Genomic DNA, 18,712 nt, shown 5'->3' with positions numbered 1-18,712 from the left:
CTGGTTCAGGGAATCAAACTGTCCATGGCGCGGCCCGCCAGGGCCTTCTGGATCGACGCGTTCATGCGCCGCGCCGCAAAGGCGTCGGTGGCGGCCGAGAGCGCGCTGGTGCTCACGCGCAGCGCTTCCACCTCGGCATCGGTCTCCAGGCTGTCGGCCACGCAGTAGATGGCCTTGCGGATGGCTTCGATTTCGGTGGGGTTGAGCAGAGCGCCGTCTTCTGCGAGCGCGCTTTCCGTCGCGTCCAGCAGCCGCCTCGCGTCGATCTGGGCTTCGCGCAGCGCGCGCAGCCGCATGTCGGATTGCGATGCTGCGATGGCGTCTTGCAGCATGGACGCGATCTGCTCGTCGCCGAGGCCGTAGCTCGGCTTCACCTCGATGTGCGCCTCAATGCCGCTGCTCTGTTCGCGCGCGCTGACCGAGAGCAGGCCGTCGGCGTCGATCTGGAAACTCACGCGGATGTGCAGGGCGCCGGCCACGGCAGGCGGCAGGCCGCGCAGCTCGAAGCGCGCCAGCGAGCGGCAGTCGGCCACCGACTCGCGTTCGCCCTGCACCACGTGCAGCGACATCGCGGTCTGGCCGTCCTTGAAGGTGGTGAAGTCCTGCGCGCGCACGGTGGGCAGGGTGGAGTTGCGTGGAATCACTTTTTCCACCAGGCCGCCCATGGTCTCGATGCCGAGCGAGAGCGGGCACACGTCGAGCAGCAGCCACTGGTCGCCGCTGCCATTGCCGGCGAGCACGTTGGCCTGCAGCGCCGCGCCGATGGCGACCACCTGGTCGGGGTCGAGATCGGCCAGCGGCTCCAGGCCGAAGTAGTCGCGCACCGCGTCGCGCGCGATGGGCATGCGCGTCGATCCACCCACCAGCACCACGCCAGTGATCAGGGCGGTGGACAGCTGGGCGTCGCGCAGCGCGCGCTTGGTGGCGCTCAGGGTGCGCGCGATCAGCGGTGCACCGAGCGTGGCGAACTGGGTGCGCGAGAGGATGGCCGCCAGCGACTGGCCGTCGGCCAGCGTGAGGCACAGCTCGGCGCTGTCGTGGCTGGAGAGTTTTTCCTTGGCGGCACGTGCCGCCGTCAGCAGCGAACGCTGCTGCGAAGGCTGTAACGCGGCCACGCCGTCCAGGCCGTGTTCGGCACAGAACCAAGCCGCGATGGCGCTGTCGAAATCGTCACCGCCCAGGGCCGAATCGCCGCCGGTGGACAGCACCTCAAACACGCCCTGGGTGAGCTTGAGGATGGAGATGTCGAAGGTGCCACCGCCCAGGTCGTAGACCGCAAAGGTGCCTTCGACCTGCTGGTCGAGGCCATAGGCGATGGCCGCGGCCGTGGGTTCGTTGAGCAGGCGCAGCACGTTCAGGCCGGCGATGCGCGCCGCGTCTTTGGTGGCCTGGCGCTGCGCGTCGTCGAAGTAGGCGGGCACGGTGATCACGACACCCGAGAGCGGGCCGCCCAGCGAAGCTTCGGCACGCACACGCAGCGTGTTCAAAATCTCGGCCGACACCTGCACCGGCGAGCGTTCGCCCGCCACCGTGTGCAGGCCCACCATGCCCGGGACGTCTTTGAACTGATAGGGCAGGGCGGCGGCGTCTTTCAGGTCGGCCAGCGAACGGCCCATGAAGCGTTTGACCGAGACGATGGTGTTGTGCGGGTCGATGGCCTGCTGTTCCTGAGCCACACGCCCGACCACGGTGGCGCCGTGTTCCAGGTAACGCACCACCGACGGCAGCAACATGGCGCCGTGTTCGTCGGGCAGGCACTCGGCCACCGCGCTCTTCACGCTGGCGATCAGGGAGTTGGTCGTGCCCAGGTCGATGCCCGCCGCGAGCCGATGCTGGTGCGGCGCAGCGCTTTGTCCAGGTTCAGCGATTTGCAACAGTGCCATGGTGATCTTTGGTTAGAGCGAAAGAAGAAAGACAACCAACAAAAAAACGAAACCCGGCGCGAGGGGGACTTTCACACTGCAAAGGATTCGCCACATCCACAGCTGTTTTTCGCGTTCGGGTTGTTGAACTTGAAGCCTTCGTTGAGGCCTTCGCGCACAAAGTCGAGCTCGGTGCCATCCAGCATGGCCAGGCTCTTGGCGTCGACGATGAGCTTGGTGCCGGCGGTCTCGAAGCACTGGTCGTCGGGGTTGAGCACGTCGACGAACTCCAGCGCGTAGGCGAAGCCCGAGCAGCCGCTGGTCTTGACCGCGAGGCGGAGGCCGATGCCGCTGCCGCGTTTGGCCAGCGATTTTTCAACGTGCCGCGCGGCGGCGGGGGTGAGACTGACCTGCATGGAAATCTCCTGAGGGTTCAGACTGAGAACGAGCTGCCGCAACCGCAGGTGGTTGCGGCATTGGGGTTGTGGATCACGAAGCGCGAGCCTTCCAGGCCGTCCTCAAAATCGACGCGTGCGCCCAGCACGTATTGCTGGCTCATGGCGTCCACCACCAGGGCCACGCCTTCGGTCACGGTCAGGGTGTCGTCTTCGTTGACCTGGTCGTCAAAGGCGAAGCCGTACGAAAAGCCCGAGCAGCCACCGCCGGTCACGTACAGGCGCAGCTTGAGGTTGGGGTTGCCCTCTTCGACGATCAGTTCGGCCACCTTGGCCGCGGCCGCTGGCGTGAACTCCAGCATGGGCGGCATGGCGATGGGGTCGGCGGGGGTTGAGGCAGCGGCAGCGACTGGCATGGTGGTGACTCCGGTGGTGTGTGACAGGGGTGGGTTTCAGCGCGTGCTGGAGGCGCAGGCGGGCTGCTCCGAGACCAGGGTGGCGGCTTCGCCGGTGGCCTGGCGCGAGCGGAAGTCGGCCACGGCCGCCTTGATGGCGTCTTCGGCCAGGATGGAGCAGTGGATCTTCACGGGCGGCAGCGCCAGCTCTTCGGCGATCTGCGAGTTCTTGATCGCCAGCGCTTCGTCCAGCGTGCGGCCCCGCACCCACTCGGTGACCAGCGAGCTCGACGCAATCGCCGAGCCGCAACCATAGGTCTTGAATTTGGCGTCTTCGATCACGCCCTGGGCGTTGACGCGGATCTGCAGGCGCATCACGTCACCGCAGGCCGGCGCGCCGACCATGCCGGTGCCGACGCTGGCGTCGTTGGCGTCGAAGGCGCCCACGTTGCGCGGGTTTTCATAGTGATTGACGACTTGTTCGCTGTAGGCCATGGTGCTTCTCCGGGAGGGTGTGTGACAAAGAGGGGCGTGATCAATGCTCGGACCACTGGATCGTGCTGAGGTCAATGCCGGCCTGCACCATGTCCCACAGCGGGCTCATGGCGCGCAGGCGGTTCACGACCTCGGTGACCTGCGCAATCGTGAAATCGATCTCTTCGACCGTGGTGAAGCGGCCGATGGAAAAACGCACCGAGCTGTGCGCGAGTTCGTCGCTGCGGCCCATGGCGCGCAGCACGTAGCTCGGCTCAAGGCTGGCCGAGGTGCAGGCCGAACCCGACGACACCGCCACGCCCTTGATGCCCATGAGCAGGGACTCGCCCTCGACGTAGTTGAAGCTGCAGTTGAGGTACTGCACAGCCCGCTGGGTGTCGTCGCCGTTGAGCACCACGCAGTCCAGCTTCTGGAAGCCGGCCCAGAGGCGGTCGCGCAGGGTCTTGATGCGGGCGTTGTCGGCGGCCATGGCTTCTCGCGCCAGCCAGAAGGCCTCGCCCATGCCCACGATCTGGTGCGTGGCCAGCGTGCCCGAGCGCATGCCGCGCTCGTGGCCACCGCCGTGCATCTGCGCATCGATGCGCACGCGCGGCTTGCGCCGCACGTACAACGCACCGATGCCCTTGGGGCCGTAGATCTTGTGCGCCGAGAGCGACAGCAGGTCCACCGGCAAGACGTCCAGATCGATCACCACCTTGCCGGCGGCCTGGGCGGCGTCCACGTGGAAGACCACGCCCTTGGCGCGGCACAGGGCGCCGAGCGCGGCGATGTCCTGAATGATGCCGGTCTCGTTGTTGACCATCATCACCGAGGCCAGCACGGTGTCGGGGCGCAACGCGGCCTCGAAGACCGCGAAATCCAGCAGGCCGCTGGGCAGCACCGGCAGTACCGTGACCTCGTAGCCCTCGCGCTCCAGTTCGCGCATGCTGTCGAGCACCGCCTTGTGTTCGGTCGCGACCGTGATCAGGTGTTTGCCTTTGGCGCGGTTGAAATGTGCTGCACCCTTGATCGCGAGGTTGTTCGATTCGGTGGCGCCCGAGGTCCAGACGATTTCGCGCGGGTCGGCGTTGATCAGCGAGCACACCTGTTCGCGCGCCAGCTCCACGGCCTCGTCGGCGGCCCAGCCAAAGGCGTGCGAGCGGCTGGCCGGATTGCCGTACAACTCTGTCAGATACGGAATCATCTTGTTCGCCACGCGGCGGTCCACCGGGGTGGTGGCGGCGTAGTCGAGGTAGACGCTGGCGGCAGGGCGGCTGGGGGCGGGATCACGGCTGCTGAGCGACATGGAGGACTCCAGAAAAAGGGGTGGGTCGCAGCACATTCCGCAATTTCGGTGCCATGCCGTTTGTGGCCGTTCCGGCCTGGTTTTCAGCGCGTTTTGTGGGTTTTGTTTGCGCGTGTCGTGGGCGGATCGGACAGCCCTGTCCGGTTTGTCGGAAAGTCGGATGCCGGGCGACCGGCGGCGGTCAGTGGCCCGGTCGCTGGTGCATTTCTTGCAAGACCTTGTTCACAAAGGTGGTTTTTGCGTCATAAATCCCAGCGTTGGTGCTCACCGACCACGCGTGGTTCGACGCAGCCTTTGACAGGTCCTGACTTGCACCTACCCGGAGCGCACCATGGTGATGAACCCCCAAGTGACAGCAGCGCGGCGCGAGTTGAATGTGGTCTACGAGATCAGCAAGACGCTCGCGACTTCGCTCGATGTGCACAAAACCTTTCGCGAGGCCCTGAACTATCTGTTGCAGGCGCTGGACTGGCGTCGCGCGTTTGTCGTGCTGGCCGACCAGGGTTCTGGTGAGCTGCGCGGGTTGTGCGCCGTCGGTCTGACGGCCGACGAAAGCCAGCGCCTGAAATTCCTGCCGGGCGAGGGCATCGTCGGCCGCGTGTACGCCACCGGCGTGCCGTACTCGGTGCCCGACCTGCGCGCCGAGCCGCTGTTCCTGAACCGCACCGGCGGCGCCGACCAGAGCCCGGGCGCCTGCGTGAGCATGCTGGCCGTGCCGATCCGCGCCGACCGGCGCACGGTGGGCGTGCTCGCCATCGACTACCTGAACCCCGACACGCGCAGCCACTTCGGCGACGAGCTGCAGCTGCTCAAGATGGTGTCCACGTTGATGGGCCAGGCGCTGCTGCTGCACCGCAGCGTCAGCGCGGCCCACGACAACATCCAGGACGAGGTGCGCCGCATGTCCAAGGCGCTCCACCACAGCGCCAAACCCGGCCACAAGATCGAGCACGTGGTGGGCACCTCCGAGCCCATGCTGGAGGTGTTTGACCAGGTGCACCAGGTGGCCCCGGCGCGCACGACGGTGCTGTTGCGCGGCGAGAGCGGCACCGGCAAGGAGGTGATCGCGCGCGCCATCCACAGCCTGTCGCCCCGCAAGCGTGAAGCCTTCGTCTGCGTGAACTGCGCGGCGCTGACCGAGTCGCTGCTGGAGAGCGAACTCTTCGGCCACGAAAAGGGCTCGTTCACCGGTGCCCAGGGCCAGCGCAAGGGCCGCTTCGAGATGGCGCACGGCGGCACGCTGTTCCTGGACGAGATCGGCGACATCTCGGCCTCGTTCCAGGCCAAGCTGCTGCGCGTGCTGCAGGAGCGCGAGTTCGAACGGGTCGGCGGCGGCACGCCGGTGAAGGTGGATGTGCGCCTGATCCTCGCCACCAACCGCGACCTGGAGCGCATGGTGAAGGCGGGCGAGTTCCGCGCCGACCTCTACTACCGCATCAACGTGGTGAGCATCCAGCTGCCGCCGCTGCGCGAGCGCCGCGAAGACATCCCGGCGATGGCGAAACATTTTCTGGAGCGCTTCAACCGCGAAAACGCGCGCTCCACCGAGTTCAGCCCGGGCGCGATGCGGGTGCTGACCAGCTGCTACTGGCCGGGCAATGTGCGCGAGCTGGAGAACTGCGTGGAGCGCACCGCGACCATGGCCCACAGCAACGTGATCACCGACTTGGCCTTCCCCTGCCAGGGCAACCGCTGCCTGACGCAGGTGCTGCACCACATCGACCGCGAAGACGCGGTGCGGCCCAGCCGGTTGACGGAAATCCCGATCCAGGAGCGGCCCATGGGGCCTGCGGGGGCGGACGCCGCCGTGCCCGTGCCGAGCGCTGTGGCGCCTGAGCCAGTTGTGGCCGCCGCCGCGCCGACGGCCGTGCTGGATGGCAAGCCCGAAGGGGAGGCCGAGCGCCTGGTGTGGGCGATGGAGCGCAGCGGCTGGGTGCAGGCCAAGGCGGCGCGATTGCTCAAGATCTCGCCGCGCCAGATGGGCTACGCGCTGCAGAAGCACGGCATCGAGGTGCGGAAGTTTTGATGTCTTCTTGCTGAGCGCGCAGGCTGGCGCCGCTCGGTCACCAGGGCCACGCGCCAGGCCGAAGCGCAGGTTCAGCACCCTGGAAGTGGTGTTCGTTGCCGAACGGAAATCTCCGCTCATCAGGCAGTCACTGTGCCCGTTGCTTCGAGGGCCGCAGCCCAACCCGGATTCGAGTGTGACGCCATGGCGGGCGATGCCAAGAGCGCTTGCATTGCTGCGGCCAAAACGAAGTTTGGAAAAAGTTGAGTTGAGTTGAGGAAGAACCGGCCGGCCGCACCAGCGTCGCGCCGGTTCAGCCATCGCCCCGAGCGCCTGCCTGGGTCACCGTTGCTGGGCCTGCTGAACGGCGCCTTGTTTCGCCGCCGTTGCGCTGTCCTGTACGTAACCCTTCATGGCACTCTGGAGTTGCGACGGCCACTCACCGCCGATCGGTGCAGCTCAGGTCAGTGTGGGCAAGTCACTTGCCGCAAGCAGCGCAACACGAGCCTCGTCGAGTACCTCGACAAGCTCGTTTGCAACGAACTGTCGGCTCTCGATTGCGAGCAAGCCTTCGCTTTGCAGCACGAGTGCCAGTCTGTAAGCGCGCTCCAACAATGCGGCGGCAGCCAGCAAATCCTTTGTTTCCTTCATGACACGTCAATGAGCCTGGATCAGGTTGGCCGCACCCAAGGCGACAAAGATCACGAAAAGTGCCTTCTGGAAGGCGGGGCCAGCAAGGCGGCCTCGCAGCACCTCACCGAGCTTGAGCCCGCCAAATGCGCCGATCAATGCCCCGCCAACTGCAATGGCAACGTAGGCCGACCCCGACTCGAAAGGGGCCGACATTTGCACTCTCACCGCCAGAGACAGTGTGGCGACGGTGAATGACAGGCCCAGCGCTTGCACCATCTCATCCTTGCTCAGCCGCAGCGTCTGCAAGTAGGGAACCCAGGGCAACACGAAGACGGCCGTGAGCGCCGTGACAAACCCAGTGGCCGTGCCTGCAAGCACGCTGAGCCATTTGCTGGAGCGTGAAAGATCGGGCAGATGAGGTCGCCACAGACCCCAGATGCCATAGGCAATGAGAATTCCGCCCAACCAGGCCTTGGCGAATGGCATGTGGACGGCTCCCCCCAGGCCTGGCGCACTGACCGTCACGATGGCTATCGCCAACCAGCCAGGCCAAAGCCGGGATGCAAGCAATCGCAGGTGAGGGCCACAGCATTGCGCCACGTTGGTCGCCAGCGAAGGGATGACCAGCAGCGCGGCCGCTTGCACCGGTGGCATCCACAGTCCCAGCAAGCTCATGGCCACCGTGGGCAGTCCCATGCCGGTGACGCCTTTCACGCCGCCCGCGAGAACAAAGACAACGACCACCATCGAGAGCTGCAATGTGTCCATGCCCCATGGTGTCTGCGCAGCGCAGGCGCTGTCCATCGGATTGCTGCGAACGTGTCCTTCGCGGATTCCGTAGGATGAGGGCTATGAGCACCCCCAAGCGCCGCACCACCGACTACCGCATCGATCCATTCGATCTGCATCTCTTTGCTGCGGTGATGGCGCATGGAACCATCACTGCCGCTGCTTCAGCGGTGAACCTGTCGCTCGCCGCCGCCAGTGCACGCCTCAAGCATCTGGAAGACGCGACCGGTTCGCGCCTGCTGGAGCGCTCCAAGTCAGGCGCAGTGCCGACCGATGCGGGGCGCGCTCTGGTGCGCCACGCCAACCGCGTACTTGCTGAACTCGAATCGCTGCATGTCGAGATGGCGAGCTTTGGCCATGGGTTGCGCGGTACGGTTCGACTGCTTTGCAACACAGCCGCCATGTCCGAGACCCTTCCGCGCACGATCGGACAGTTCTTGGTGAAGACCCCTGACCTTGATGTGGACGTGCAAGAGCTGCCGAGCGAGGCGGTCATTGACGCATTGCGCCATGGCACCGCTGACCTGGGCATCGTCGCGGATTACGTCGACACCTCCGGGCTGCTTGTGCAACCGTGGGTCGATGACCGATTGGTGGCGCTGTTGCCTGAGCGCTGGCCTCTGGGCCGCCGCCGCTCAATGGCGTATGGCGAGTTGCTGGAGCATCCCCTTGTTGGCCTGGCTCGGGACAGTGGACTCAGCCGCTTTCTGGCGGCCCAGGCCAGCCGCAGCGGCCGTGTCCCGCGCCATCGGGTGCGTCTGGGCGGCTTTGACGCTGTTGCAGAGCTTGTGGTTGCGGGCGTGGGGGCGGCGGTCATGCCCGAGAGCGCCGCCGTGCGCTTTGGCAAGGCAGGCACCCGCATCGTCGCACTTTCAGATTCTTGGTCTCGCAGAGAGTTGCTCGTTTGCATGACCACAGCGGGTAGCGAACTGCCAAGCGTTTGTGCGCTCGCCGATGCGCTGCTGGGTGCGCGATCGAAGGTCTTCAGTCAATGAACTGGGGACGCTTTGTCAGAGACGGTAGAACGACTACCGACCGCCAAACGGCCGAGGGGCGCGAGCGCTACGGCCGCGGCTACTGGCCCGCTCGCATCATGGCGGCCGCTTTCTCGGCAATCATGATCGTGGGCGCATTGGTGTTGCCGGACGTGATCTGCGGCATGACCGAGGCATCGACCACCCGCAGCGAACGCGTCCCTCGAACGCGCAGCTGTGCATCGACGACCGCATCGGCGCCAACCCCCATTCGACAAGTGCCCACCGGATGGTAGATGCAGCTGCTCGTCGCGCGGATTGCGGACTCGATCGATGCGTCGTCGATGGCACCGGGACCTGGAGACAGTTCCCGCACGATGTGCTCCCTCAGGGGAAGTGCTGCGGCGATCTTTCTTGCTGCGCGCAACCCCTCGATCTGCATCGTCATGTCGTCACGATGCGTCAGATAGCCGGGGTCGATCACGGGCGCATCGAGCGGGTCGTCCGAGCGCAGCGAGAGTCGCCCTCTGCTCTTGGGCCGGCACGCTTGCACGTTGATGGCCATGGCCCGGGTCTGTCCTTTCGCCGCCGCGTGGGGCGGTGCAAAGGGCACCGCAAGAAACTGGATGTCCGCAGCGAAACCATCGTTCAGCGCCTCGCTTTTCATGAAGAGACCGGCCTCGGCATGGATGCTCGTCGGTGGCGCCTGATCAGCCTGCCGCAGAGCGAGCACCAGGGGTGAGCCCGGGTGGTCGCATAGATTAGCTCCGACGCCGGGCAGCGCAACGCGCACCACGAGTCCGTGCGACTCCAACTGCAATGGATCGCCGATGCCCGAGAGCATCAGCAGCTTGGGTGAATCGATGGTGCCGGCGCTGAGGATGACCTCGCGCCGGGCCTCGATCCGGCGGACCTGGGCGCCGTCAAAGTAGTCGACGCCGATTGCGCGATCGCCGTCCATCACGACACGCAGCGCACGTGCGCGCGTGATCGTTCGAAGGTTCGGACGTTCGCGCGAAGGGCCCAGGTACGCCTTTGCGGTGCTGCACCGCTCACCATCGCGAATCGTCACCTGGTACAGCCCCGCTCCATCGCGATACGCTCCGTTGAAGTCGGGGTTTCTCCGGTGGCCACAGGCGACCGCCGCGTCAACGAAAGCGTGCGCGAGCGGGCTGGGTGAGACTTGGTCCGAGACGGCCAGTGGCCCTCCCACGCCATGAAGGCTGGAGGCACCGCGCGCCTGGTCCTCCGCCTTGATGAAATACGGCAACACGTCAGACCAGCCCCAGCCTTCGTTGCCCAGATCCCTCCAGTGATCGAAGTCTCGCGGATCGCCGCGGATGTAGATCATGATGTTGATCGAACTCGTACCGCCAAGCACCTTGCCGCGCGGACACGGGATGCTGCGAAGGTTGTAGCCGGCCTGAAGCGTTGTCGAGTAGCCCCAGTTCTCGGCGCCGTCCCACAGCAAGGGCCACCGGCTTGGTTGGCGAACACTGTGCGAGCGATCTTCGCCGCCGGCTTCTAGCAGCGCCACTTCACGAGAAGCATCCTCGGAAAGCCTCGCCGCAAGGACACAGCCAGCGGAGCCGGCACCCACGATGACATAGTCTGCGCTTGGCATCAGCATCCCCCAAAATCTCTGTTCGGGATTCTGGCGAAGACATTGCTGCGTTGCAAGACGTCTGGTCGCGAGCGCGGAATCTCATCTTGGTCCACCGACCGCTTCCACTGACTGCGACCAGCGACCGGAAGGTTGCTGGTGTCCGCAAAGGGTCGAGGCTGTGTGAAAACCCTCTCCCTGCGCGAAGCCGAACTCGATAGATTTCACAGACATATTGAACACGGGGGTCAATATGTCGAGATACATCGAGGGTCAAGACAGACAGCAAGTCACGCTGCTGCCGGAGTGCCTGGATGACTTCATAGCCGAGGACAACCCGATACGGGTGGTTGATGCCTTTGTCGGCGAGTTGAACCTGGCAGCGATGGGGTTTGAAGGCGCAACGCCTGCCGTGACGGGGCGACCTTCGTACCACCCCGCTGTGCTGCTGAAAATCTATATCTGCGGATACCTCAATCGGGTCCAGTCCAGCCGGCGCTTGGAGCGCGAATGCCAGCGCAATGTCGAGCTGATGTGGCTCACGGGTCGTCTGTCACCAGACTTCAAGACGATCGCTGACTTCCGGCGTGACAACGGAGCAGGCATTCGCAACGTATGCCGCCGCTTCGTGGTGCTGTGCCGAGAGCTCAAGCTGTTCAGCCAGGCGCTGGTGGCCATCGACGGCAGCAAGTTCAAGGCGGTCAACACGCGGGACCGCAACTTCACCACCGGCAAGATCGATAAGCGTCAGCAGCAGATCGAGGAGAGCATTCAGCGCTACTTGAACGCGCTGGAAACAGCCGACCGCACCCAGCCAGCAGAGCTGGAAGCAAAGACCACCCGCCTGCAGGACAAGATCGCTCACCTGCGCCAGCAGATGCGTGTGCTCGAAGAGGTCAAGGAGCATTTGAAGAACGAGCCTGCGGGCCAAATCTCTTTGACCGACCCGGATGCGCGCTCCATGGCCACCAGTGGAAAGGGCTCCGGCATGGTCGCCTACAACGTGCAGGTGGCGGTGGACGCCAAGCACCACCTGATCGTTGCCCACGAGGTCACCAACGCCGGCAGTGACAGAGCGCAGCTCAGTCCAATGGCCATCGGCGCGCGTGAAGCCATGGGCAAGAAGAAGCTGCGCGCGATTGCTGACCGTGGGTACTTCAGCGGCCCACAGATCAAGGCCTGTGCCGACGCGGGCATCTCTGCCGTGTTGCCCAAGCCAACGACATCCGGCGCGAAGGCCGCGGGACGATTCGACCGGGCAGACTTCATCTACATCAAGGAAGACGACGAATACAAATGCCCGGCAGGGCAGCGTGCCATCTACCGGTTCTCTGGCGAGGAGAAAGGCATGGTGATTCGCCGCTACTGGAGCAGTGCCTGCACGCAGTGTTCGATGAAGTCGCAGTGCACGCCCAGCACGTACCGACGCATATCACGTTGGGAGCATGACGACGTGCTGGAAGCGGTACAGCGCCGCCTGGACCGCTCACCCAAGTCGATGACGATCCGGCGCAGAACGGTCGAGCATGTGTTCGGCACCTTCAAGAGTTGGATGGGATACACCCACTTCCTCACCAAGAGGTTGGCCAACGTCGGGACGGAGATGAGCCTGCATGTGCTGGCCTACAACCTGCGGCGGGTGATCGCCATCTTGGGGTTCGAGGGGACCATCAAGGCAATGAGGTTGGCAGGGGGGTGAGCCCTCTTTGCTTCCAAAAACGGGGTTCCAGAAGCCCACTGAAACCTCGCAAGACCGCGCAGGAGACTCGAGATCGACAAAAACCGATTCTCGAAGCACGGTCGTGTCGAAAGGCCGTGAGTTGCCACAGCCCGAATGCGTTTCCACACAGCCTCGGTCGAAACCGCCAGTCCAGGTGATACAGCTGCGGTCGGTCCAGCAGCCCAAGCCATGTCGCGGAGGTCCTATGACCGCAGTACCCCGCACAGCCGCCACTTGGCCCACCGAACTTCGCCTAGCTGAACGGCGGCTTCGTGACAACCAGCGTGAGCCTCCTTGGCCGTGTCCACTGAGGGCCACCGCTGCATTCCGGCCATCTATGCTGCCGATGCCATCAGCCGCCCTGAGTCGCCCCCCCTTTCTCGCAGCCATCCCCAAGCTTTGTCGCAACCCCGACGCCCCCAACAAAACCACCCCCGTTGTCCCCTTTCCGACAAACGACAAAACCACCAGGCCGTTGATCTGAAACGCTTTTTTCGGTGGCACGAAATTCGCTGAAGACCTGCCAAGCGGCCGTTGTTGGTTGCACGAAAGGGGTCTTCATGTCGACAGCATTGAGCAGTGGTGGCAGTGCAGCGGCGGGCGCCATGCCCGCCAAGACGTATGTGTCCATCGGGCAGATCAAACCCTTGGGCGCCGCGCCCGAGCTGCCGTCCACCGGCGGGGGCTGCGGCACCTCGGGCGGTGAGGGCAAAGCCAGCTGCGGCACCTCCGACGGCCCCGACGACATGCCGCAAGAGGTGTGGGACAAGGTCAAGAACCACCCCTGCTATTCCGAAGAAGCCCACCACCACTACGCCCGCATGCACGTGGCCGTGGCGCCGGCCTGCAACATCCAGTGCAACTACTGCAACCGCAAATACGACTGCAGCAACGAGTCGCGCCCGGGTGTGGTGTCGCAGAAGCTCACGCCCGAACAGGCGGTGAAAAAAGTGGTGGCGGTGGCCAGCGAGATTCCGCAGATGACGGTGCTCGGCGTGGCCGGCCCCGGCGATGCGCTGGCCAACCCGGCCAAGACCTTTGACACCTTCCGCATGCTGCAAGAGCAGGCGCCCGACATCAAGCTCTGCCTGTCCACCAACGGCCTGGCGTTGCCCGATCAGGTGGACGAGATCTGCAAATACAACGTCGATCACGTCACCATCACCATCAACATGGTGGACCCGGCCGTGGGCGAAAAGATCTATCCCTGGATCTTCTGGAACCACAAGCGCGTGACCGGCTACGAGGCCGCCAAGATCCTGCACGAGCGCCAGATGCTCGGCCTGGAGATGCTCACCGCGCGCGGTGTGCTCACCAAGATCAACTCGGTGCTGATCCCCGGCATCAACGACGAGCACCTGATCGAGGTGAACCGCGAAGTCAAGAAGCGTGGCGCCTTCCTGCACAACATCATGCCGCTGATCTCCGAAGCCGAACACGGCACGGTGTTCGGCCTCACCGGTCAGCGCGGCCCGACCGCCTCCGAACTCAAGGCCGTGCAGGACGCCTGCATGGGCGGCGCCAACCTGATGCGCCACTGCCGCCAGTGCCGCGCCGACGCGGTGGGCCTGCTGGGCGAGGACCGCTCGGAAGAGTTCACGCTCGACAAGCTGGAGCAGATGGAAGTGGTCTACGACCTGGACAAGCGCAAGAGCTACCAGGACAAGGTCGAGGTCGAGCGCCAGGCGCAACAGGCCGCCAAACACGAGGCCCTGGCCGCCGCGGCCAGCGCCGCGGGTGTGGACGACGACATGAAGGTGCTGGTCGCGGTCGCCACCAAGGGCGGCGGCCGGGTCAACGAGCACTTCGGCCACGTCACCGAATTCCAGGTGTTTGAGGTCTCGGCCGCGCAGGCCTTGTTTGTCGGCCACCGCCGCGTGGACCTGTATTGCCAGGGCGGCCACGGCGACGACGAGCAGCTGCCATCGGTGGTCAACGCCATCAACGACTGCCACGCCGTGCTGGTCGCCAAGATCGGTGCCTGCCCGCGCGACGAGCTGCTGGCCGCCGGTGTCGAGCCGGTCGATCAGTACGTCGGCGAGTTCATCGAAAAAGCCGCGCTCGAGTGGTTCAACGACTACCGCGGCCGCATCGCCAGCGGCGCCATCACGCACCAGCCGCGCGGCGACGCGCAGATCCGCCAGGGCGCGTTCACCGGCGGTCTTGCCGAAGCCGCCTGACGCATTCCCCATCCCCCACGACGTCCCCAGAAGGAGAGCCACCATGCCCATGAAGATCATCGCGTCCACCTGCACCGCCTGCTCGGCCTGCGAACCCGAGTGCCCGAACGTCGCCATCCGCGAAAAAGGCGGCACCTACGTCATCGACCCCAAGAAGTGCACCGACTGCGAAGGCCACTACGACGAGCCGCAGTGCGTCGCCGTGTGCCCGGTGGACGGCTGCATCGTAAAGATTTGACCCACCCCCGCGCCGCGCCTTGGGGCGCGTCACCCCCTCAAGGGGGCAACACCTGCGGCCCGGCAAAGCCGGTTCCGCGGTGTTCTGGAGGGGGCTTTGCTGCGCTCGCCCTGGGGCGTGCGGTCTGTGCTTGAGACCTCCCGAGCTATTTGCGTTCATTCCACATATCGAGACCACCACCATGCTGCCCAACATCGTCCTCAAGCCCGCCGCCGTCAAGTTCATCTCGCGCATCGTGCGCTTCTCCGGTCTGCCGGCCGGCGCGGGTTTTCGCTTGGCGGTGTCGCCTGGCGGCTGCTCGGGTTACAGCTCGGAGTTCAGCGCTGAGGCCGCGCCCGGCCCGGGTGAGCAGGTGCTGGAGATCGAAGGTCTGCGCCTGTTCCTGGGGGCCGAGAGCCGCCTGATGCTCGAAGGCGTGATCGTCGACTTCGCCGACACGCCGACGCAGTCGGGTCTCACGTTCACCAACCCCAACCAGGCCGCCTGCGGCTGCAGCAGCGCCTCGGCCGAGAGCCCGGCGCCGGTGGTGGGGGTGACCAAGATCGAGATCGGTGCCATCGGGCGCGGTCGCCCCGCCACGCTGGCCTCCTGAGAACCGGGCCATGAACGCCGCCGCCGTCGTCAACCTGGGTCTGGACGACGACGCCCTCGGCTCGTTCGGGGCCGGTGCGATCGGCGGCGCGGTCAGCCCTGAGGTCGATGCGTTGATCAAGGAAGCTGGCCTGAAACGCGACCAGAGCGACGAAGCCCTGGCCTTGCTGGAAAAAGCCCGCGCCCTGGCACCCAGCCACCCCGGGCCCTTGATCGCGCTCTACCGGTTTCATTTCTACGGCCACGCGCTGGACAAGGCCCGCGCGGTCGGTGAAGACGCATTGGCGATTGCGCGCGCCGCGCTCGGCGCCAACTTCGGCGACACGCCGCCCGACGACGATGCCCTGCGCCACGACCCGGCCGTGCGCTTTTACCTGTTCACGCTCAAGGGCCTGGCCTATTTGAGCCTGCGCATGGGCGACTTCGACGAAGCGCGCCTGATGCTGGCCGCGCTGCGCCAGCTCGACCCCAAGGACCACCTCGGTGGCGCCTTGCTCGCGCACGTGCTGGCGCGCCGCGAAGCGGCCGACACCCCCGATGCGGTGGACCCGCTGAGCGCCTACCCGGTGCGCGGCTGGAGCGGAAGTGGGGCGAAGCTATGAACTCCAAAGACGCCTCGGTGCTTGAGTTCAAAGGCACCCGCGCCCCGGCCGGTGACATCGAAGCCTCGCACTGGCAGGGCGGCCCGGTGGACTGCAGCGCTTGCGAATACCAGGCCCTGCGCGACCGCCCGGCCGAACAGGGCTGCGAACCCGGCCACGCCTGCATGCAGGACGTGTACGCGCGCCGCATCGACCGCTTTTTCCGCTGGCACCCGGAGCAGGGCGATCGCCAGCTCGGCCATGCGTACTTCGAGGTGCGCGCCATCGCCGCGCGCCACGCCAACGTGTTCCGCCTGGCTTCGCTGATGGACGACCCGGACGAAACCGTGCGCCTGCAGATCGCGCTGCGCCTGCCGCAGCAGCTGCTCGGCCGCATGGCACACGACCCGCACCGCGAGGTGCGCATCCGCGTGGCCCAGCGCCTGGAGACCGCCGAACTCGCCGCCATGCGCAACGACACCGATTACGGCGTGCGCGAGTGGGTGGCGCGGCGCCTGCCGCTGGCCTTGCTGCCCACCATGGCGCGCGACCCGGACCGCGCCGTGCGCCTGATCGTGGCCCAGCGCCTGGAAATGCCGGCGCTGCTGATCATGCTCAGCGACGAATCGCCCGAGGTGCGCCGCACGGTCGCCGAGCGCCTGCCCGCGCCGCTGTTGCCGCGCCTGATGGCCGACACCGACTGGCGCGTGCGCTGGGAAGTGGCGCAGCGCGCCGACCCGGATCTGCTCGGCCCCTTGCGCGAAGACAACGACCCGCTGGTGCGCCAGAGCGTGCTTGAACGCCAGGACCCGCGCCAGGCCCTTTCACTCGTGCCGGGAGCACCGCATGGCTGACATCAACCGCGACGACGCCGAGATCGAACTCGCCTTTCCCCCGCGTTTCCAGTACGGCGAACGCGTGATCGCGCGCTCCGTGGTGCGCAACGACGGCACCTACAACGGCAAGGACATCGGCGAGGTGCTGGTGAACAAGGGAGAGATCGGCTACGTCATCAACATCAACACCTTCCTGCAGCAGTTCTACATCTACGCCGTCGACTTCGTCGACTCCGGCCACCGCGTCGGCATGCGCGCCAAAGAGCTTTGCACGCTGGACAACCTGCCCGCCGAGGTGCTGGCGCAGCTCGGCGACAAGGCTTCGTCGATCACCACCCTCGGTCAAGCCCAACCTTCTCAGGAGAGCACATGAACGGCATTGAACCCCGCGAACCCGTCTACGCCTGGGGCCAGCGCGTGATCGCGCTCGACGACCTGGTCAACGACGGCAGCCACCCCGAGCGCGAACCCGACGCCTTGCTGGCCGCGCGCGGCACGGTGGGCGAGATCGTCAACATCGGCCACGCCCAGGAACTCAACGAACCGGTCTACCTGGTGCAGTTCCCCGGCTGCGTGGTCGGCTGCCTGGAGATCGAACTCGTGCCCGCACCGGCCGGCCTCCTGCCCGAGACCGAAGACGAGGCTGCATGAACGCCGTTGCACCGCGTGACCTGACGCTGCACCGCCTGGAGCGGGCGCTGAAGGAACGCGTGCGCTACCGCTTCGTGCAGCCCACCGTGTTGATCGACGAGCAAGGCTACCGGGTCGAGAGCCCTTGCTGCTCGCGCAACGTGGACCCGAGCGGCGGCACCATCGCCATCGCCTTGCTGAAACCGCCCGTGGGCGAGCACCCCTGCTGGACGCTGTGCGCACGCGACCACCAACAGCAAGCCTGGGTGGTGAAAGAGCGGGCCGACCAGATCGAACCCCTTCTGGATCTCCTCTGCCTCGACAGCGAGCGTCAGTTCTGGCCATGATCTATCTCGACCACAACGGCACGACACCGCCCGCGCCCGAGGTGCTGGATGCGATGGGGCCGGTGTCCGTGAACGCCTGGGCCAACGCTTCGTCGCAGCACGGCCCGGGGCAGGACGCCAAGCGCGTGCTCGGTGCGGCGCGGGCCATGGCTGCTAAGGCGCTGGGCTGCAAGACCAGCGAACTCATCTTCACCAGCGGCGCCACCGAGGCCAACCACATGGCCTTGACCGGCCTGCTCGCCGCGGCCAAAGCGCAAGGCCGCCAGCGCCTGCTGATCGGCGCGGTCGAACACTCGGCCCTGCTGCGCCTCGCGCGCTCGCTGGCAGAGCAGGGCGTGCCCGTGGACGTCATGCCCGTGTCGCCCGACGGCCGCATTCACCTGGCCGCCGCCGCAGCCCTGATGGGCCCGGACCTGGCCCTGGTCTCGCTGATGGCGGCCAACAACGAAACCGGTGCGCTCATGCCGGTGAATGAAATCGCGGCCCTGGCCCACGCGGCCGGCGCCGCGATGCACGTGGACGCGACGCAGTGGATCGGCAAGCTGCCGTTCGCCTTTGCCGAGTACCCGGCCGACGCGGTTTCGCTCTCGGCCCACAAGTTCCACGGCCCCAAGGGCGTGGGCGCCTTGCTGCTGCGCCAGGGCAGGGCGTTTGCACCGCCGGTGCCGGGCAGCCAGGAGCGCGGCCGGCGCGGCGGCACAGAAAACCTGCCGGCCATCGTCGGTTTGGCCGCGGCGCTGGAGCGCCTGGGAGACCTCCAGGCCCGGGCCGAACGGGTGGCCGGCCTGCGCGACGCGCTCGAACGCGGTCTGGCCGAACTGCCCGGCCTGCACGTGTGGTGCCAGGGTGTGCCGCGCCTGCCGGGCACCAGCTACCTGCGGTTCGGCATGGTGGACGCCGACGTCGTGCTGCAGCGCCTTTCGCGCCTGAACGTGGCCGCCAGCAGCGGCGCGGCCTGTTCCTCGGGCGGCAGCGAGCCTTCGCATGTGTTGACCGCCATGGGCGTGCCGCGCGACGAGGCCCTGTGCGCCATCCGTTTTTCGCTCGGCGATGAAACCCAAAGTGAAGACATCGCCCTGCTGCTCAACAGCCTGCCCGCCTTGCTCGAACCCTTGCTCAGCGCCGAAACCGCTGCGTCCTGAATTCCTGTTTG

At 66.0% G+C, this 18,712-nt stretch carries 20 protein-coding genes; 12 read left to right on the top strand and 8 right to left on the bottom strand.

Annotated elements, in window-relative coordinates:
* Positions 1-5: 5 nt before the first annotated feature.
* The 5 genes from hscA to IV088_RS01245 all read right to left on the bottom strand — a co-directional run bounded on the left by hscA (position 6) and on the right by IV088_RS01245 (position 4,432).
* Positions 6-1,883 carry a Fe-S protein assembly chaperone HscA gene (gene hscA / locus IV088_RS01265; RefSeq protein ID WP_291096814.1) on the bottom strand — a complete coding sequence of 626 codons (1,878 nt, stop codon included), beginning with the start codon at positions 1,881-1,883 and terminating at the stop codon, positions 6-8.
* Between the two features lie 71 nt (positions 1,884-1,954).
* Positions 1,955-2,278, bottom strand: a complete 324-nt coding sequence (gene iscA, locus IV088_RS01260; protein ID WP_226465500.1) for an iron-sulfur cluster assembly protein IscA — start codon at positions 2,276-2,278, stop codon at positions 1,955-1,957.
* A 17-nt stretch (positions 2,279-2,295) separates the two neighbouring features.
* Complete coding sequence (erpA, locus tag IV088_RS01255) at positions 2,296-2,673, bottom strand: iron-sulfur cluster insertion protein ErpA (protein WP_291096812.1); 378 nt, start codon at positions 2,671-2,673, stop codon at positions 2,296-2,298.
* A 36-nt stretch (positions 2,674-2,709) separates the two neighbouring features.
* Entirely contained in the window at positions 2,710-3,147 is a 438-nt protein-coding gene (iscU, locus tag IV088_RS01250; protein WP_291096811.1) for a Fe-S cluster assembly scaffold IscU, read from the bottom strand.
* Between the two features lie 40 nt (positions 3,148-3,187).
* Positions 3,188-4,432: an IscS subfamily cysteine desulfurase gene (locus tag IV088_RS01245; protein WP_291096810.1), complete on the bottom strand. Its 1,245-nt coding sequence runs from the start codon at positions 4,430-4,432 to the stop codon at positions 3,188-3,190.
* Positions 4,433-4,763: 331 nt separating this feature from the next.
* On the opposite strand from IV088_RS01245, the gene nifA reads away from it, so the two are divergent.
* Positions 4,764-6,458, top strand: coding sequence for a nif-specific transcriptional activator NifA (nifA, locus tag IV088_RS01240; RefSeq protein WP_291096808.1), 1,695 nt, complete (start codon positions 4,764-4,766; stop codon positions 6,456-6,458).
* A gap of 438 nt (positions 6,459-6,896) precedes the next feature.
* Here the strand turns inward: nifA and IV088_RS01235 are convergent, their stop codons facing one another.
* Positions 6,897-7,088 carry a hypothetical protein gene (locus IV088_RS01235; RefSeq protein ID WP_291096806.1) on the bottom strand — a complete coding sequence of 64 codons (192 nt, stop codon included), beginning with the start codon at positions 7,086-7,088 and terminating at the stop codon, positions 6,897-6,899.
* A 6-nt stretch (positions 7,089-7,094) separates the two neighbouring features.
* Positions 7,095-7,838, bottom strand: coding sequence for a sulfite exporter TauE/SafE family protein (locus IV088_RS01230; RefSeq protein ID WP_291096804.1), 744 nt, complete (start codon positions 7,836-7,838; stop codon positions 7,095-7,097).
* 83 nt (positions 7,839-7,921) lie between these two features.
* Here IV088_RS01230 and IV088_RS01225 point away from each other — a divergent pair, with 83 nt between their 5' ends.
* Positions 7,922-8,854 (top strand): LysR family transcriptional regulator, encoded by a 933-nt coding sequence (locus IV088_RS01225; protein WP_291096802.1) that lies wholly within the window; start codon positions 7,922-7,924, stop codon positions 8,852-8,854.
* 79 nt (positions 8,855-8,933) lie between these two features.
* On the opposite strand, the gene IV088_RS01220 is transcribed toward IV088_RS01225, so the two are convergent.
* Positions 8,934-10,463 carry a GMC family oxidoreductase gene (locus tag IV088_RS01220; RefSeq protein WP_367171553.1) on the bottom strand — a complete coding sequence of 510 codons (1,530 nt, stop codon included), beginning with the start codon at positions 10,461-10,463 and terminating at the stop codon, positions 8,934-8,936.
* Positions 10,464-10,689: 226 nt separating this feature from the next.
* On the opposite strand from IV088_RS01220, the gene IV088_RS01215 reads away from it, so the two are divergent.
* From IV088_RS01215 to IV088_RS01170, 10 genes are all read left to right on the top strand, one after another.
* Positions 10,690-12,135 (top strand): IS1182 family transposase, encoded by a 1,446-nt coding sequence (locus IV088_RS01215; protein WP_291096800.1) that lies wholly within the window; start codon positions 10,690-10,692, stop codon positions 12,133-12,135.
* Positions 12,136-12,716: 581 nt separating this feature from the next.
* Positions 12,717-14,336 carry a nitrogenase cofactor biosynthesis protein NifB gene (gene nifB / locus IV088_RS01210; RefSeq protein WP_291096798.1) on the top strand — a complete coding sequence of 540 codons (1,620 nt, stop codon included), beginning with the start codon at positions 12,717-12,719 and terminating at the stop codon, positions 14,334-14,336.
* 43 nt (positions 14,337-14,379) lie between these two features.
* Positions 14,380-14,574 (top strand): 4Fe-4S binding protein, encoded by a 195-nt coding sequence (locus IV088_RS01205; RefSeq protein WP_177138544.1) that lies wholly within the window; start codon positions 14,380-14,382, stop codon positions 14,572-14,574.
* Positions 14,575-14,755: 181 nt separating this feature from the next.
* The gene (locus tag IV088_RS01200) at positions 14,756-15,166 is read left to right on the top strand and encodes an iron-sulfur cluster assembly accessory protein (RefSeq protein WP_291096796.1); all 411 of its coding nucleotides are present in this window, start codon (positions 14,756-14,758) and stop codon (positions 15,164-15,166) included.
* A gap of 10 nt (positions 15,167-15,176) precedes the next feature.
* The gene (locus IV088_RS01195; RefSeq protein ID WP_291096794.1) at positions 15,177-15,767 is read left to right on the top strand and encodes a hypothetical protein; all 591 of its coding nucleotides are present in this window, start codon (positions 15,177-15,179) and stop codon (positions 15,765-15,767) included.
* Positions 15,764-16,600, top strand: coding sequence for a 4Fe4S-binding leucine-rich repeat protein (locus tag IV088_RS01190; protein WP_291096792.1), 837 nt, complete (start codon positions 15,764-15,766; stop codon positions 16,598-16,600). The genes IV088_RS01195 and IV088_RS01190 overlap by 4 nt, the downstream gene beginning before the upstream one ends.
* Entirely contained in the window at positions 16,593-16,955 is a 363-nt protein-coding gene (locus IV088_RS01185) for a nitrogen fixation protein NifZ (protein WP_291096790.1), read from the top strand. Before IV088_RS01190 ends, IV088_RS01185 begins: the two co-directional genes overlap by 8 nt.
* Entirely contained in the window at positions 16,952-17,233 is a 282-nt protein-coding gene (locus IV088_RS01180) for a nitrogen fixation protein NifZ (RefSeq protein WP_291096788.1), read from the top strand. Before IV088_RS01185 ends, IV088_RS01180 begins: the two co-directional genes overlap by 4 nt.
* Entirely contained in the window at positions 17,230-17,559 is a 330-nt protein-coding gene (locus IV088_RS01175; RefSeq protein WP_291096786.1) for a hypothetical protein, read from the top strand. The genes IV088_RS01180 and IV088_RS01175 overlap by 4 nt, the downstream gene beginning before the upstream one ends.
* Complete coding sequence (locus IV088_RS01170) at positions 17,556-18,701, top strand: cysteine desulfurase family protein (protein ID WP_291096784.1); 1,146 nt, start codon at positions 17,556-17,558, stop codon at positions 18,699-18,701. Before IV088_RS01175 ends, IV088_RS01170 begins: the two co-directional genes overlap by 4 nt.
* Positions 18,702-18,712: the final 11 nt, after the last annotated feature.

The organism is Hydrogenophaga sp. (genome assembly GCF_018780075.1).
In the GTDB taxonomy this organism is placed as follows: Bacteria; Pseudomonadota; Gammaproteobacteria; order Burkholderiales; family Burkholderiaceae_C; genus Hydrogenophaga.
The sequence above is the reverse complement of the archived record's forward strand: the minus strand, read 5'-3'. Positions and strand labels throughout refer to the sequence as shown.

What these genes read in the sequence shown, in the direction of transcription:
- hscA (WP_291096814.1), bottom strand. Translation starts at nt 1,883, where the DNA reads ATGGCACTGTTGCAAATCGCTGAACCTGGACAAAGCGCTGCGCCGCAC.
- iscA (WP_226465500.1), bottom strand. Translation starts at nt 2,278, where the DNA reads ATGCAGGTCAGTCTCACCCCCGCCGCCGCGCGGCACGTTGAAAAATCG.
- erpA (WP_291096812.1), bottom strand. Translation starts at nt 2,673, where the DNA reads ATGCCAGTCGCTGCCGCTGCCTCAACCCCCGCCGACCCCATCGCCATG.
- iscU (WP_291096811.1), bottom strand. Translation starts at nt 3,147, where the DNA reads ATGGCCTACAGCGAACAAGTCGTCAATCACTATGAAAACCCGCGCAAC.
- IV088_RS01245 (WP_291096810.1), bottom strand. Translation starts at nt 4,432, where the DNA reads ATGTCGCTCAGCAGCCGTGATCCCGCCCCCAGCCGCCCTGCCGCCAGC.
- nifA (WP_291096808.1), top strand. Translation starts at nt 4,764, where the DNA reads ATGGTGATGAACCCCCAAGTGACAGCAGCGCGGCGCGAGTTGAATGTG.
- IV088_RS01235 (WP_291096806.1), bottom strand. Translation starts at nt 7,088, where the DNA reads ATGAAGGAAACAAAGGATTTGCTGGCTGCCGCCGCATTGTTGGAGCGC.
- IV088_RS01230 (WP_291096804.1), bottom strand. Translation starts at nt 7,838, where the DNA reads ATGGACACATTGCAGCTCTCGATGGTGGTCGTTGTCTTTGTTCTCGCG.
- IV088_RS01225 (WP_291096802.1), top strand. Translation starts at nt 7,922, where the DNA reads ATGAGCACCCCCAAGCGCCGCACCACCGACTACCGCATCGATCCATTC.
- IV088_RS01220 (WP_367171553.1), bottom strand. Translation starts at nt 10,463, where the DNA reads ATGCTGATGCCAAGCGCAGACTATGTCATCGTGGGTGCCGGCTCCGCT.
- IV088_RS01215 (WP_291096800.1), top strand. Translation starts at nt 10,690, where the DNA reads ATGTCGAGATACATCGAGGGTCAAGACAGACAGCAAGTCACGCTGCTG.
- nifB (WP_291096798.1), top strand. Translation starts at nt 12,717, where the DNA reads ATGTCGACAGCATTGAGCAGTGGTGGCAGTGCAGCGGCGGGCGCCATG.
- IV088_RS01205 (WP_177138544.1), top strand. Translation starts at nt 14,380, where the DNA reads ATGCCCATGAAGATCATCGCGTCCACCTGCACCGCCTGCTCGGCCTGC.
- IV088_RS01200 (WP_291096796.1), top strand. Translation starts at nt 14,756, where the DNA reads ATGCTGCCCAACATCGTCCTCAAGCCCGCCGCCGTCAAGTTCATCTCG.
- IV088_RS01195 (WP_291096794.1), top strand. Translation starts at nt 15,177, where the DNA reads ATGAACGCCGCCGCCGTCGTCAACCTGGGTCTGGACGACGACGCCCTC.
- IV088_RS01190 (WP_291096792.1), top strand. Translation starts at nt 15,764, where the DNA reads ATGAACTCCAAAGACGCCTCGGTGCTTGAGTTCAAAGGCACCCGCGCC.
- IV088_RS01185 (WP_291096790.1), top strand. Translation starts at nt 16,593, where the DNA reads ATGGCTGACATCAACCGCGACGACGCCGAGATCGAACTCGCCTTTCCC.
- IV088_RS01180 (WP_291096788.1), top strand. Translation starts at nt 16,952, where the DNA reads ATGAACGGCATTGAACCCCGCGAACCCGTCTACGCCTGGGGCCAGCGC.
- IV088_RS01175 (WP_291096786.1), top strand. Translation starts at nt 17,230, where the DNA reads ATGAACGCCGTTGCACCGCGTGACCTGACGCTGCACCGCCTGGAGCGG.
- IV088_RS01170 (WP_291096784.1), top strand. Translation starts at nt 17,556, where the DNA reads ATGATCTATCTCGACCACAACGGCACGACACCGCCCGCGCCCGAGGTG.